Source organism: Paenibacillus sp. F024 (genome assembly GCF_057814255.1).
Genome location: NZ_JBVASZ010000001.1, coordinates 237,031 through 250,413, shown reverse-complemented (window position 1 = coordinate 250,413; position 13,383 = coordinate 237,031). Strand labels below are relative to the sequence as shown.

Annotated in this window: 14 protein-coding genes; all 14 read left to right on the top strand. The window is 48.0% G+C overall.

Going from position 1 to position 13,383, the window contains the following annotated elements:
- Positions 1–51: 51 nt before the first annotated feature.
- The 14 genes from ACZYR9_RS01230 (at position 52) to ACZYR9_RS01165 (ending at position 13,248) form a co-directional block, all read left to right on the top strand.
- The gene (locus ACZYR9_RS01230) at positions 52–306 is read left to right on the top strand and encodes a DUF3243 domain-containing protein (protein WP_488976627.1); all 255 of its coding nucleotides are present in this window, start codon (positions 52–54) and stop codon (positions 304–306) included.
- Between the two features lie 116 nt (positions 307–422).
- The gene (locus tag ACZYR9_RS01225; protein WP_488977122.1) at positions 423–1,271 is read left to right on the top strand and encodes a hypothetical protein; all 849 of its coding nucleotides are present in this window, start codon (positions 423–425) and stop codon (positions 1,269–1,271) included.
- A gap of 85 nt (positions 1,272–1,356) precedes the next feature.
- A complete protein-coding gene (locus tag ACZYR9_RS01220) occupies positions 1,357–2,139 on the top strand; it encodes a DUF3388 domain-containing protein (RefSeq protein WP_488976626.1) in 783 nt (260 codons plus the stop codon).
- A gap of 64 nt (positions 2,140–2,203) precedes the next feature.
- The gene (locus tag ACZYR9_RS01215) at positions 2,204–3,058 is read left to right on the top strand and encodes a helix-turn-helix domain-containing protein (RefSeq protein ID WP_488976625.1); all 855 of its coding nucleotides are present in this window, start codon (positions 2,204–2,206) and stop codon (positions 3,056–3,058) included.
- Between the two features lie 185 nt (positions 3,059–3,243).
- A complete protein-coding gene (locus ACZYR9_RS01210; RefSeq protein ID WP_488976624.1) occupies positions 3,244–3,735 on the top strand; it encodes a YajQ family cyclic di-GMP-binding protein in 492 nt (163 codons plus the stop codon).
- Between the two features lie 130 nt (positions 3,736–3,865).
- Positions 3,866–5,194, top strand: coding sequence for a 30S ribosomal protein S12 methylthiotransferase RimO (gene rimO / locus ACZYR9_RS01205; protein WP_488976623.1), 1,329 nt, complete (start codon positions 3,866–3,868; stop codon positions 5,192–5,194).
- Positions 5,191–5,778: a CDP-diacylglycerol--glycerol-3-phosphate 3-phosphatidyltransferase gene (pgsA, locus tag ACZYR9_RS01200; protein WP_488976622.1), complete on the top strand. Its 588-nt coding sequence runs from the start codon at positions 5,191–5,193 to the stop codon at positions 5,776–5,778. Before rimO ends, pgsA begins: the two co-directional genes overlap by 4 nt.
- 39 nt (positions 5,779–5,817) lie before the next feature.
- Positions 5,818–7,065, top strand: a complete 1,248-nt coding sequence (locus ACZYR9_RS01195; RefSeq protein ID WP_488976621.1) for a competence/damage-inducible protein A — start codon at positions 5,818–5,820, stop codon at positions 7,063–7,065.
- Positions 7,066–7,248: 183 nt separating this feature from the next.
- Positions 7,249–8,295: a recombinase RecA gene (gene recA / locus ACZYR9_RS01190; protein ID WP_488976620.1), complete on the top strand. Its 1,047-nt coding sequence runs from the start codon at positions 7,249–7,251 to the stop codon at positions 8,293–8,295.
- A gap of 123 nt (positions 8,296–8,418) precedes the next feature.
- A complete protein-coding gene (locus ACZYR9_RS01185) occupies positions 8,419–9,117 on the top strand; it encodes a RecX family transcriptional regulator (RefSeq protein WP_488976619.1) in 699 nt (232 codons plus the stop codon).
- A gap of 271 nt (positions 9,118–9,388) precedes the next feature.
- Entirely contained in the window at positions 9,389–10,933 is a 1,545-nt protein-coding gene (gene rny, locus ACZYR9_RS01180; protein ID WP_488976618.1) for a ribonuclease Y, read from the top strand.
- An 85-nt stretch (positions 10,934–11,018) separates the two neighbouring features.
- A complete protein-coding gene (locus ACZYR9_RS01175) occupies positions 11,019–11,813 on the top strand; it encodes a TIGR00282 family metallophosphoesterase (protein ID WP_488977121.1) in 795 nt (264 codons plus the stop codon).
- A gap of 141 nt (positions 11,814–11,954) precedes the next feature.
- Positions 11,955–12,215 carry a stage V sporulation protein S gene (locus ACZYR9_RS01170; RefSeq protein WP_006286829.1) on the top strand — a complete coding sequence of 87 codons (261 nt, stop codon included), beginning with the start codon at positions 11,955–11,957 and terminating at the stop codon, positions 12,213–12,215.
- Between the two features lie 88 nt (positions 12,216–12,303).
- Positions 12,304–13,248 (top strand): dipeptidase, encoded by a 945-nt coding sequence (locus tag ACZYR9_RS01165; protein ID WP_488976617.1) that lies wholly within the window; start codon positions 12,304–12,306, stop codon positions 13,246–13,248.
- Positions 13,249–13,383: the final 135 nt, after the last annotated feature.

The following is a 13,383-nucleotide window of genomic DNA, read 5'->3' as shown; positions in this document are numbered from 1 at the left end:
AGACATTATAATTGCAACGACCATTCATTCTTACAAAGGAGGAATTGCGGCATGGCTACGGTGCTGAAGGTGTTCGAACGTTGGAAAGAATTTTTGGGTGAGCGTGTAGAGCAGGCGGAAAAAGCCGGAATGACCGAGGAAACAATTGCGAATCTGGCATTCCAGATCGGCGATTTTTTGGCCAATAAGATTGATCCGGAGAACAAAGAAGAACGTGTACTCAAAGAGCTTTGGGATGTCAGTGACGAGCAGGAAAGAAAAGTGATGGCTCGGATCATGGTCAAATTGGCCAAAGCGAACAATTAATCATACCGGAATTGTACGAAAGCCTCCTCTCTCATGGGGAGGCTTTTCCTTGCTTTTTCTGTTATACTAAAAAGGGAACATGGGAACAGGCAGAAAAGAGGTTGACAAACGTTTTGATGAACAGTCTAAAACGGTGGATGATTGGAATATCGTTAATTGGCATGGCGGTGACAGCGGCTGGCTGCGGCAAGCAAATCCCCGAGATTGATCCGGCCCTGCTGCAGTCAAAAGCATCGATCCTTGTAATGACCGGTCCGGAACTTTCGGATCAAGTAAAGAATACCCTTCAAACCACACTGCTGGAGTGGCGGGAACAAAGGCAAACGTCTTTCGAATGGATGCAGGACTTGTCGGATTTGACAGAAGAGCAGCTGAATCAGGTCAAAACCCGGTCTTATGATATTGTTTTAGTTGCCGGACATGAGCTGGTCCAACATGTTTTGCCGGAAGCGAGGTCGGTACCCGAGCGCAAATGGATTATGCTCGATGACGCGATCACTCGGCAGGCCTCCGCGATAACCGATCCGAATATCTCGCTTAAGATGGTAACAGAGGAACAATTTCAGGGTGAATGGGATGAATGGGTACGCCAGCAGCTTGTAAGCGAACTGGGCATTGAATGGGTTACCACGTCCGCCTATCCGATTCCTTCGCAGTGGGCGCCTTCTGAGGAAGCGGAGAATATCAGCTTGGCCGATGCGCAAGGCTGGTTTTCACAATTACAGCATCAGGTTCAGATGAGCGGTCCGTCATGGATTGCTGTCTATGCTCCGCTAGAAGCCTCGCAATTGCAGCGGCTGAACGCTTTGCGGATTCCGGTAATGAATATGGCTTCAACCCACATTGAACTGCAGTGGCCGGGTCTATTGACCTCGATCAAGGAGATGTTGGATCAGGGACAGTGGCAGCCGGGAATACAGCCTTATTCCCATTCTGAAATAAAATTCGTCACGACTCGCGAATAAATTGGATAGCTACGGGAGGATTTTATCGTATTTTGTAGAATACTTCCGAGTGTGAGAACCAAAAATACGGATCGGAGAACAGGATATGAGTACAGAAATGAATCAAGAGATCAAACAATGGTATATGGAATACAAGATACATAAGAACCGTCCCGGGCTTTTGGGTGATATTGCTTCCCTGATGGGAATGCTCGACATCAATATCGTGACGATTAACGGGGTGGAAGACCGGACCCGGGGGATGCTTTTACAAACAAAAGATGAAGAAAAAGTGGAATTAATGGGTAAAATGCTTAAAAAAGTGGATAATATAACTATAACGGCTTTGCGCACGCCGAAGCTGGTTGATATTTTGGCTGTACGACACGGCCGCTACATTGAAAGGGATTCGGACGATCGGAAAACGTTCCGTTTTACGCGGGATGAGCTTGGTCTGCTGGTGGATTTTCTTGGCGAAGTATTCAAACGGGATGGCAATCATGTCGTGGGTTTACGCGGTATGCCGAGAGTAGGTAAAACTGAATCGATTATTGCGGGAAGCGTATGTTCGAATAAAAGGTGGACCTTCGTTTCGTCTACCTTGCTTCGTCAAACCGTCCGCAGCCAGCTGTCCGAGGACGAGATGAATCCGAATAACGTGTTTATTATTGATGGTATTGTGTCCACTCTGCGTTCCAATGAGAAGCATTACGCGCTTCTGCAGGAAATTATGGCCATGCCGTCGACCAAAGTCATAGAACATCCGGATATTTTTATCCGTGAGTCCGAATATACGTATGATCATTTCGACTGCATCGTTGAGCTTCGCAATACACCGGAAGAAGAAATTACATATGAGACGTTCACATCGGGGCTTGACGAGTATTAAGCGCGGCTGACGCGGGCTTGTTCCTGTCCAAAAGGCTTCCACTGTTCTTGAAAGGGGTGACAACGTGTCCGATCTTGGTCAGATGTTAAAAAAAGCCAGACTGGAAAATAAAATATCTCTCGATGATTTGCAAGAGACGACTAAGATTCGCAAGCGGTATCTGGAGGCCATCGAGGATGGCAACTACAAAGTGCTGCCTGGAAATTTTTATGTACGGGCGTTTATTAAAAGCTATGCCGAAGCTGTCGGTTTGGATCCGAACGAGGTTCTGAATCTGTATCAGAATGTAATCCCGCCTTCCGAGCCTGAACAAGTCATTGAGCCGATCCGCAGCAAACGGACAATCCGAAATACGGAATGGATCGGCAAATGGGCGTCCAATGTTATGGTTATTTCCTTCGTCGTGCTCATCCTGGGGATTATCTATTACTTTGTTAATCTGAATTATACCTCAGGCTCCAAAGATGCTTCGAACGAATTGCCCAAGACGATGACCGATAAGGTCGCTCCCGCTGCCCAAACGCCGCCAGCCGATGGGGATGCTAGTGCCAACACGACTCAGCAAACGCCTGAACAGGCGCCTATTCAGCCTGAACCCCCGAAAAGTGATGTCAAGCTAGTCAGAAGCGAGCGGAATACCGACTTTTACTCGGTTGCGGGGGTGCAGGAGCTGAATATCGAAATGACTGTGACCGGAGACAAATGCTGGGTTGAGGTGGAATCCGCAGGGAGCGAGAGAAAGGTGCTTGCTTCGCAAAACTTCCTGAATGGCAATACACAAACGTGGACCGTTCCAAACACCGTCCGTGTGGTTTTGGGAAAAGCCAGCGCCGTGGAATTGAAAGTCAACGGCACTCCGATTAACGTAGGGGACGAAGCGAATGTTAAAAGAATTCAGATCGACCTTCTGCCTTCTTAGTATCGTCTGCCTTCTTACAGGTCATAATGGTAAAGCATACCCAAAGCAAAGAGGATGTGCGTCGATTGGTTATGACTTGGATTTGCACACGTTATGCAGCTAGAGACACTCGGAGGCTTTGTGCTGAAGGTGTCTTTTTTGTTAATATAAATGTGACGTTGTTAGGGAAGGATGATCAATCATTTATGAGCAGCGAAAATTCATTCGACATTGTTTCCAAATTGGATATCCAGGAACTGAACAATGCCATTAACCAGGCGGAGAAAGAAATCGCCACGCGATTCGATTTTAAGGGCAGCAAGAGCAGCATAGCGCTTGAAAAGGAGGAGCTTGTTGTCATATCCGACGATGAGTTTAAGCTTCAGAATGTACTCGACATCCTCCAATCCAAAATGGCTAAACGGGGAATCTCTTTGAAAAATTTAGACTACGGGAAGGTGGAACCGGCTGCACAAAGCACGGTTCGTCAGAAGATTAAGGTGAAGCAAGGCATCGATCAGGACAATGCCAAAAAAATCAATGTGCTGATTCGCGACTCTAAGCTGAAAGTAAAAAGTCAAATTCAGGGGGATCAAATTCGGGTAACCGGAAAGAGCAAGGATGATTTACAGCAGGTCATGCAGCTGCTCCGCAAAGCCGATTTGCCGCTGGAATTGCAATTTATCAATTTCAGGTAGCGACTGCAGGATGGGCGTATTGCCTTACGGAAAGAAGCGTTCGTAAGGCTTTTTCAGCTTTTGACACTCTTTAAACGGTTATATTATACTTGTAACTAGTCGTTTAGAAGGAACAGGTGGAGGATCTTACATGACAGAGAAAGTGAAAGTTGTGACCCTGGGTTGCGAGAAAAATTTGGTTGACTCCGAAATCATGTCCGGACTTATTCACGAACGTGGTTACAGTTTAGTATCGGAGAAGGAAGAAGCTACGGTCATTATTGTCAATACATGCGGATTCATCGATGCGGCCAAAGAGGAGTCGGTGAATACCATACTGGATATGGCGGAACTGAAGCAAACCGGTCAGCTGAAGGCGCTGATCGTATCGGGATGCTTGACTCAGCGCTACAAGGAAGAACTGATGCATGAAATGCCGGAAATCGACGGAATCGTCGGAACCGGTGATTTTGACAAAATCAATGATATTGTCGATAAGGCATTATCCGGCAAAAAACCGGTTATGGTAGGTAATCCGGTATTTAACTATGAGCAGAGATTGCCGAGAAGATTAACTACGCCCCGCTATACAGCCTATGTCAAAATCGCCGAAGGCTGCGACAACGCCTGTACGTTCTGCAGTATTCCGATCATGCGCGGCAGGTTTCGCAGCCGCAGCATGGAGTCGATTCTTGCCGAGGTGGAGCAGCTTGCTGCTCAAGGGGTAAAGGAGATCAGTCTGATCGCTCAGGATTCCACCAATTATGGCACCGATCTCTATGACGGGTTTATGCTTCCGACGCTGATGAACAAAGTGAGCGAGGTTGCAGGCATTGAGTGGGTAAGGCTTCATTATGCGTACCCAGGCTTTTTCACCGACGAATTGATTGACGTCATGGCCAATAATCCTAAGGTATGCAAATATGTGGATATGCCTTTGCAGCACAGCGAGGACAGTATTCTGAAACGTATGCGCCGGCCGGGCCGGCAGCGTGACGCTCGCGAGCTGATTCGCAAAATTCGCGAGCGTATTCCGGGCGTATCACTTCGTACCTCGATCATCGTCGGCTTCCCGGGTGAAACGGAAGAGGATTTCGAGAATCTGAAGGCGTTTATCCGTGAGGTTCAGTTCGACCGGCTTGGGGTGTTTACGTATTCCAAGGAGGAAGATACGCCGGCGTCACGTTTGCCCGATCAAGTTCCGGATGAGGTGAAAGAGTATCGTTCCAATGTGCTGATGGAAATTCAACGCGAAATCTCAAGCGAGCGAAACAGCAGCCGGATCGGTCAAGTCATCGATGTCTTAATCGAGAAATATGATGGCCGGGGCGATGTTTATGTAGGCCGTTCCATGTTCGATGCTCCGGAAATCGACGGTGAGGTGTTTGCCCGCGGTTCCAAGCTTGCGATTGGCGAGATTGCAAAGGTAAGGATTACCCATTCCTTCGAATTTGATTTGTCCGGGGAGGTTGTGGCATGAATTTGGCCAACCGGATCACATTGGCGAGAATATTTTTAGTTCCGATTATTATGTTCTTCTTGCTCGTCAACGTGAAATTTCCTCATATCCGGATCGAGCAGTTCAGCATCACGTATAATCAGATTATCGCGGCGCTGATCTTCATCGTGGCGGCGAGTACGGATAGTCTTGACGGGTATATTGCCAGGAAACGGAAGCTTGTCACAAATCTCGGCAAGCTGTTGGATCCGTTGGCGGATAAGCTTCTGGTATCCGCCGTTCTGGTTTCCCTGGTAGAGATGGATAAGCTGGGGGCTTGGATTGTCATCGTCATTATCAGCCGTGAATTTGCCGTAACGGGGCTTCGTCAAATCGCACTGCTGGAAGGCATGGTCATGGCGGCGAGCAAGTGGGGGAAATGGAAAACCGCGGCGCAAATCACGGCGATCATTGCGCTGCTCCTTAACAATTTTCCATTCGCGTTCATCAATTTCCCGTTTGACGTGATCACCAGTTGGATCGCAGCCATCATAACGGTTTATTCGGGTATCGATTACTTTGTTAAAAACAAGCATGTGATAAACTTTGACGATCAAAAACAGTAGGTTTTCCTATTGTTTTTGTTTTATCCGGAGGGGAAGCGTATGAAAGCGGAAATTATTGCGGTCGGCACAGAGCTGCTGATGGGACAGATCGTCAATACGAATGCGCAGTATCTGGCCCGCGGACTTGCGGAAATCGGAGTAGGCGTTTATTTTCAGACGGTCGTAGGGGATAATGCGGTAAGAATGAAAGAAGCGCTGCACATAGCCAAAAGCCGTGCGGATCTTATTATTTGCACGGGCGGACTTGGTCCGACACAGGATGACCTGACTAAAGATGTGCTTGCCGAGGACCTGGGACAAAGCCTGGTGCTGCATCAGCCGTCGCTGGACAAAATGAAAGCTTTCTTTGAAATCCGCGGGATACCTATGGTTGAAAGCAATATGCGTCAGGCGCTCATGCTGGAGCACAGCGATCCTCTTGCTAATGATACGGGGCTTGCGGTTGGCAATGCGGTGACACATGAGGGGACGCATTATATCCTGCTGCCGGGTCCCCCTAAAGAGATGAAGCCGATGTTTGATCAATATGCCCGTCCATGGATCGAATCCAAGATGGACCATATTCACCCTCTGTATTCTTTGATGCTCAAGTTTGCAGGGATCGGCGAATCTTCTCTTGAACACGCGTTGTTAGATCTGATTGAAGTTCAGTCCGATCCGACGATTGCTCCTTATGCCAAAGAAGGGGAAGTCGCCATCCGTCTTACGACACGGGCGGCATCGGCCGAAGTAGCCGCCGGCAAGCTGAAGCCGATGGAGCAGGAAATCCGTAACCGGCTCGGGCAATATATTTATGCGGCGGAAGACATATCGTTGGAACAGCATATTCTGCAGACACTGGCTTCTCAAGGAAAAAAGCTGGCTGTAGCGGAAAGCTGCTCAGGAGGACGTTTAAGCGACATGCTGACGTCCGTTACAGGAAGCTCCAATGCGTTTTTGGGAGGGATTATCACCTACTCGAACGCAGCAAAACATAAGCTGCTGGGAATTCCTATGGAGCAATTGGAGGGGATCGATGCTCCAGGTGCGGTCAGCGAAGAAACCGCCGCGGCGATGGCCGAGAATGTCGCTGAGCGGACGGGAGCTGACTATGGTGTCTCTCTTACAGGCGTAGCCGGCCCGGACGAATCTGAAGGAAAGCCTGTGGGACTCGTTTACGCAGGCATCGCCAAGCGGGGAGAAAAAGCTTTCGTGGTCAAATTGCAGCTGTCCGGAAACCGGGATACGATCAAGCTGAGAGCGTCCAAGAGCGCGCTCTACCAGCTTTGGAAACTTTTAAAATCGTAGTTGCCACCATCCGGAAAATCCAGTATAATGTAGATTAGCGGAAGCACCGTAACAAACCGACAACCTTTGTTACGGTTTTTCTTTTGCATCACATGCGAATGTATGTTCGAAAAATAGCTTGGCAACGGGTGGAAAACCCGCTATGATGTAATTATACGAATTATGAAAAAGGAAGTGAGTCTCTTGACAGACCGGCGCGCAGCCTTAGAGAATGCATTACGTCAAATCGAGAAGCAGTTTGGTAAAGGATCCATAATGAAATTGGGCGAATCTACCCATATGCAGGTGGAGACCATTCCCAGCGGTTCGCTTGCATTGGATATCGCATTGGGAATCGGCGGTTTCCCAAGAGGTAGAATTATAGAAGTTTACGGACCGGAATCCTCCGGTAAAACCACGGTGGCGCTGCATGCGATCGCTGAGGTACAGAAGGCGGGAGGAACGGCTGCCTTCATTGATGCGGAGCATGCCTTGGACCCGCTGTATGCCAGCAAGCTCGGCATCAATATTGATGAGCTGCTCCTTTCCCAACCGGATACCGGTGAACAGGCGCTTGAGATTGCAGAAGCGCTCGTACGGAGCGGAGCGGTAGACATCATTGTGATTGACTCTGTTGCCGCACTTGTGCCAAAAGCTGAGATTGAAGGAGAGATGGGGGATTCCCATGTCGGCTTGCAGGCTCGCTTAATGTCTCAGGCGCTGCGTAAGCTGTCGGGTGCCATCAACAAATCGAAGACGATTGCCATCTTTATCAACCAGCTGCGGGAGAAGGTCGGCGTGATGTTCGGAAACCCGGAGACGACGCCGGGCGGACGGGCATTGAAATTTTATTCTTCGATCCGGCTTGATGTGCGCCGCGTGGAGACCATTAAGCAAGGCAACGATATGGTCGGGAACCGCACGCGGATCAAAGTGGTCAAGAACAAAGTGGCTCCCCCGTTCAAGCAAGCGGAGATTGATATCATGTACGGTGAAGGCATATCCAGAGAAGGCAGTCTCGTAGATATTGCAACGGAGATGGATATCATCCAAAAGAGCGGTGCATGGTACTCTTATAATAATGATCGTCTGGGTCAAGGACGCGAGAACGCGAAGCAGTTTTTGAAGGAGAACAAGAACGTTGCGGACGTGATCGAGAAGCAGATTCGGGATAACAGCAACCTGATCACGGCAGTCGGACCGAACACGGATGAAGAAGAAGAAGAGGATTTTGCCGTACCTTTTGAATAACATCAATGACGCATCGGTTAGTCCGATGCGTCATTAATGTACATCGCGATTCACCAATCAAGGCAAGGGCACCTTTACGAGGAGTGAAAGGTGCCCTTGCTGTTTGCAAGGAGGAGGTTACAGGTGACGGATCATACAGACGAAGGTCTGGCCCTGGGAGTCATCACCAAAGTCGAGCAGCAGAGGAGAGCCAGGCGGCGTTACAATGTATTTATTGACGAAAATTTTGCTTTCTCCGTACATGAGGATGTATTGGTCAAGCATAGGCTGCTGAAAGGTGAGGTTGTTGACGCCTCCAAGCTGCAGCAAATCATATACGCAGAAGAGGTAAACAAAGCATATCTTGACGCGATCCGGCTGCTCTCCAGCCGGCTGCGCTCCGAGCATGAGATGCTGACACGTCTTAAGCAAAAAGGGTATTCAGCCGAAATCAATCAAGTGACGATGGAGCGTCTCCAAAAGGAAGGCTATCTGAACGATTCGCTCTTTGCGGAGCAGCTGACCAAACAGAGGTCAGAATCGCAAAAAAAAGGGAGCCGCTGGATTAAGCAGGAGCTTCAGCAAAAGGGAATTAATAAAGAACAAATAACAGAGGCACTGGAGCAGGTGGATGAAGAGACGGAATACCGTATGGCCTATCAATTGACCATGAAACGGTATGGTGTCGAGCTGGATAAGGACGCACTTAAAGTTCGCCGTAAAATTATAGGTTTTCTTCAGCGCAGGGGCTATCCGGGTTCTGTAGTAAGCAAAGTGTTGAGCCGATTGCCCGTTCAGGGGCAAGAAGAAGAGTGGCATGTGCCGGATTTGGATGAAGAATAAGTGCAGGCTCGTTGATGAAACTAAATAACATAAATAATTTATGTCGTAAAATAAAATTCAACAAATCGACAATCATCTTGACAAGCTTCTTTATCAAAAGATAAAATGATTATGTATAAATCTTTATACAGTGAATTTTCCCTACCAGCCAAAGGGAAAATTCCCAAAGTAAAATCGCCAATTTTTACTTTTTTCTAGCGCTTGTAAAATGGATAAAAAACCTGATTATCCCAAGCTTACCCCTTGGAGAGACAACGAGGAGGTGAACTGGATGCCAAACACAGTCATCTGGATCCTGATTGTTCTCGTTGTTGGTGCTCTATGCTTATGGATTGGTTATTTTATCCGCAAGTCCCTTGCAGAGGCGAAGATTTCCAGTGCTGAACAAGCTGCCGCACAGATTATCGACAATGCTCGCAAAGAAGCGGAAGCACTGAAGAAAGAAACGGTTCTGGAAGCGAAAGACGAGATTCACAAGTTCAGAACCGAAGCTGAAAAAGACATTCGTGACCGTCGGAATGAAACTCAACGACTAGAGAGACGATTGTTGCAAAAAGAGGAATCGCTGGATAAAAAATTAGAATCTCTTGAGAAAAAAGAAGAGCAGGTCGCCAACAAGGAGAAGCGAATCGAAGAAACCCAAGTGCAAATTGATCAGATTTATAAAGATCAGGTTGCCGAACTGGAGCGGATTTCCGCGTTGACGATGGAAGAAGCCAAGAACATCATCCTGACGAACGTTGAGCAGGAGGTTCGCCACGAAACCGCACAGTTAATTAAAGAAATTGAACAACAGGCTAAAGAAGAAGGCGACAAGAAAGCCAGAGAGATCATCACGCTGGCCATTCAGAGATGTGCCGCCGATCACGTCGCTGAAACCACCGTATCGGTCGTAGCGCTGCCGAATGAAGAAATGAAAGGCCGTATCATCGGTCGTGAAGGTCGTAACATCCGGGCTTTGGAAACATTGACGGGCATCGATTTAATTATCGACGATACGCCGGAAGCTGTTATTTTATCCGGTTTTGACCCGATCCGGAGGGAAATTGCCAGAACATCGCTTGAAAAGCTGGTGGCCGATGGACGAATCCACCCTGCCCGAATTGAGGAAATGGTGGAAAAATCCCGCAAGGAGGTCGACGAGCGTATTCGCGAATACGGCGAACAAGCTACGTTCGAAACCGGCGTTCATGGTCTCCATCCGGACTTGATCAAAATCTTGGGACGCCTGAAATTCCGTACAAGCTATGGTCAGAATGTACTGAAACACTCTATGGAGGTTGCATATCTGACCGGGTTGATGGCTGGAGAGCTGGGAGAAGACGTGACATTGGCGAAGCGTGCCGGACTTCTTCATGACATCGGCAAAGCGCTTGATCATGAGGTGGAAGGCTCTCACGTAGAAATCGGTGTCGAAATTGCAAAGAAATACAAAGAACATCCTGTGGTGATTAACAGTATTGCCTCGCATCATGGCGACTGTGAAGCGACATCAGTCATCGCCATGCTGGTCGGTGCGGCAGACGCTCTTTCCGCGGCCAGACCTGGAGCTCGCAGAGAAACGCTTGAAACGTATATCAAGCGTCTGGAGAAGCTTGAAGAGATTTCCGAGTCGTTCGAGGGCGTAGAGAAATCGTATGCCATCCAAGCCGGCCGTGAGGTTCGCGTCATGGTTCAACCGGAGAAGGTCGATGATACCGAAGCCTTCCGTTTGGCCAGAGACATCACGAAGAAGATTGAAAGTGAACTGGATTATCCAGGCCATATCAAAGTGACGGTAATCCGCGAAACACGTGCTGTAGAATATGCTAAATAATTTGCATACACTAGAGGAGAAGTGGCTGAAAAGCCACTTCTCTTTAATTACATAACGAATGGGAATCAGTCGGGAGGAAAAAGTCATTCGAATTTTATTTATAGGCGATATCGTCGGTTCTGTTGGACGTAAGGCACTCAAAACGTGTTTACCCAAGCTGAAAACAAAATACAATCCTCACTGGATTATTGCAAACGGAGAAAATGCCGCCGCCGGACGGGGGATTACCTCGGCGATTACCAAAGAGCTCTTTGAGATTGGGGTACAGGGGATAACGATGGGAAACCATACGTGGGACCAAAAGGAGATATTCGATTTCATCGATAAGGAAGTCCGCATGGTGCGTCCTGCTAATTTTCCTGAAGGGACGCCGGGGCGGGGTATGACCTTCATTAAGGTGAAGGATCAGGAGCTTGCTATCATCAATTTACAGGGACGTACCTTCCTGCCGCCGCTGGATTGTCCATTTGAAAAAGCGATTGAGCTGGTGGAGCAGGCAAGGAAAAGAACAAAGTATATATTTGTCGATTTTCATGCCGAGGCCACATCGGAAAAGCTGTCGATGGGCTGGCATTTGGACGGGAAGGTGTCGGCCGTCGTCGGCACGCATACGCATGTGCAAACCAACGACGAACGCATCCTTCCGCTCGGTACGGCTTATGTGACCGATGTAGGGATGGTCGGACCGCGGGACGGCATCCTTGGCATGGAGCGCAATGCCGTGCTCCAGAAATTTAAGACGCAGCTGCCTGTCCGGTTTGTAGTGGATGAAGGAAAGTGGCATTTTCATGCGGTTTGCATCGATTTGGATCCGGTCAGCGGGCTCGGGAGAAATATCCGACTCATCCGCATGGATGAAGATGGAGTTCTACTGGAATAGGTAAACCGATAAAAAAGCATAAATTGACGAATAATTCTAATATTTTTGAAAATACCATCTTCGAATAGAAGGAATTATCGGTAAATTCCTAGAATATGAATAGTACTGGAAGCTATCATCATTCCCGAGGAGGTACTTTTCATGGAAGTATTAAAAGTTTCAGCAAAATCCAACCCAAATTCCGTTGCCGGCGCGCTCGCTGGGGTGCTGCGTGAACGCGGGGCTGCTGAGCTCCAGGCCATCGGTGCAGGCGCTCTGAACCAAGCGATCAAAGCCGTAGCCATAGCTCGAGGATTTGTGGCTCCCAGCGGTGTTGACTTGATCTGCATACCAGCGTTTACTGATATTGTAATTGACGGTGAAGATCGAACGGCGATTAAATTGATTGTGGAACCAAGGTAAAAGAAGATGCATTTACGGCTGTACCAAAACACCTGTTTACATTGTAGACAGGTTTTTTTGTTTTTTGGAACCGAAGGAGGATGAGCTGATGAAGGTGATCGACGGGCATTGTGATGTGCTGTATAAAATGTACTTAAACCCGGATATTGACTTTTACGATACGCAGACCGCTCCTATGGACGTGACCTATTCAAGAATGCTTCAGTCCAATGTAAAGCTGCAATGTTTTGCTATTTATTTGCCTGAACGTATAACTCAGCCACATTTTGACCATTATTTGGAGTATATAAATATTTTTTATCGAAAGGTTGTTCGCGGAGGTCTTATGCAGGCTGTGAAAACCCGCGGTGACCTGGAAAGCGTCATGAACGGTCGTATTCCGGGAGCTATGCTGACTTTGGAAGGCGCCGATGCCCTTTATGGGAACCCTCTTTATACGCATGCTCTATATCAACTGGGGGTTCGTATGATCGGAGTGACATGGAATTATGCGAACTGGGCGGCGGACGGGGTGCTCGAACCCAGGCAAGGGGGATTTACGCGCAAAGGAAAAAGCTTTATTAAAGATTGCAATGAGCTGGGTATCCTATTGGATGTGTCGCATTTGTCAGCCGCTGCTTTTTGGGATTTGGCCGCAGCGTCTTCGAAGCCTTTTGTCGCTACGCATTCCAACGCCAAAAGGCTGTGCGGGCATCCCAGAAATTTGGACGATGAGCAAATCAGAGCATTGATCCGTGTGGACGGAAGGATTGGCGTAACGTTTGTACCGTGGTTTGTGGAAAGCGGCGGAAGGGCAAGTATTGACGATGTCGTCAAACATATGGAATACATTTGTGCATTGGGCGGCGAGCGCCAGCTTGTACTGGGTTCGGATTTTGACGGGATAGAACGTCACATTCCGGGTTTGGAGCATGCCGGTCAGTACGATCGATTGGCCGCAGCGCTTTACAAGAGGTTTACCCATGATCAGGTAAACGGATTTTTGCACGGGAATTGGTATACGTTTTTGAGCAGTCACCTGCCTGTTCACTAAAAATTAACATCTTGATTATAGATATAAGACAACTAATATATTCTCAAATTGATATGGATTCAATCTAAAATAACTATACTTAAAATTCGCTATAAACCCTTGCTTTTTAAAGCTTTACGTCATAAAATTTGTTTG

What these genes read in the sequence shown, in the direction of transcription:
- ACZYR9_RS01230 (WP_488976627.1), top strand. Translation starts at nt 52, where the DNA reads ATGGCTACGGTGCTGAAGGTGTTCGAACGTTGGAAAGAATTTTTGGGT.
- ACZYR9_RS01225 (WP_488977122.1), top strand. Translation starts at nt 423, where the DNA reads ATGAACAGTCTAAAACGGTGGATGATTGGAATATCGTTAATTGGCATG.
- ACZYR9_RS01220 (WP_488976626.1), top strand. Translation starts at nt 1,357, where the DNA reads ATGAGTACAGAAATGAATCAAGAGATCAAACAATGGTATATGGAATAC.
- ACZYR9_RS01210 (WP_488976624.1), top strand. Translation starts at nt 3,244, where the DNA reads ATGAGCAGCGAAAATTCATTCGACATTGTTTCCAAATTGGATATCCAG.
- rimO (WP_488976623.1), top strand. Translation starts at nt 3,866, where the DNA reads ATGACAGAGAAAGTGAAAGTTGTGACCCTGGGTTGCGAGAAAAATTTG.
- pgsA (WP_488976622.1), top strand. Translation starts at nt 5,191, where the DNA reads ATGAATTTGGCCAACCGGATCACATTGGCGAGAATATTTTTAGTTCCG.
- ACZYR9_RS01195 (WP_488976621.1), top strand. Translation starts at nt 5,818, where the DNA reads ATGAAAGCGGAAATTATTGCGGTCGGCACAGAGCTGCTGATGGGACAG.
- rny (WP_488976618.1), top strand. Translation starts at nt 9,389, where the DNA reads ATGCCAAACACAGTCATCTGGATCCTGATTGTTCTCGTTGTTGGTGCT.
- ACZYR9_RS01170 (WP_006286829.1), top strand. Translation starts at nt 11,955, where the DNA reads ATGGAAGTATTAAAAGTTTCAGCAAAATCCAACCCAAATTCCGTTGCC.
- ACZYR9_RS01165 (WP_488976617.1), top strand. Translation starts at nt 12,304, where the DNA reads ATGAAGGTGATCGACGGGCATTGTGATGTGCTGTATAAAATGTACTTA.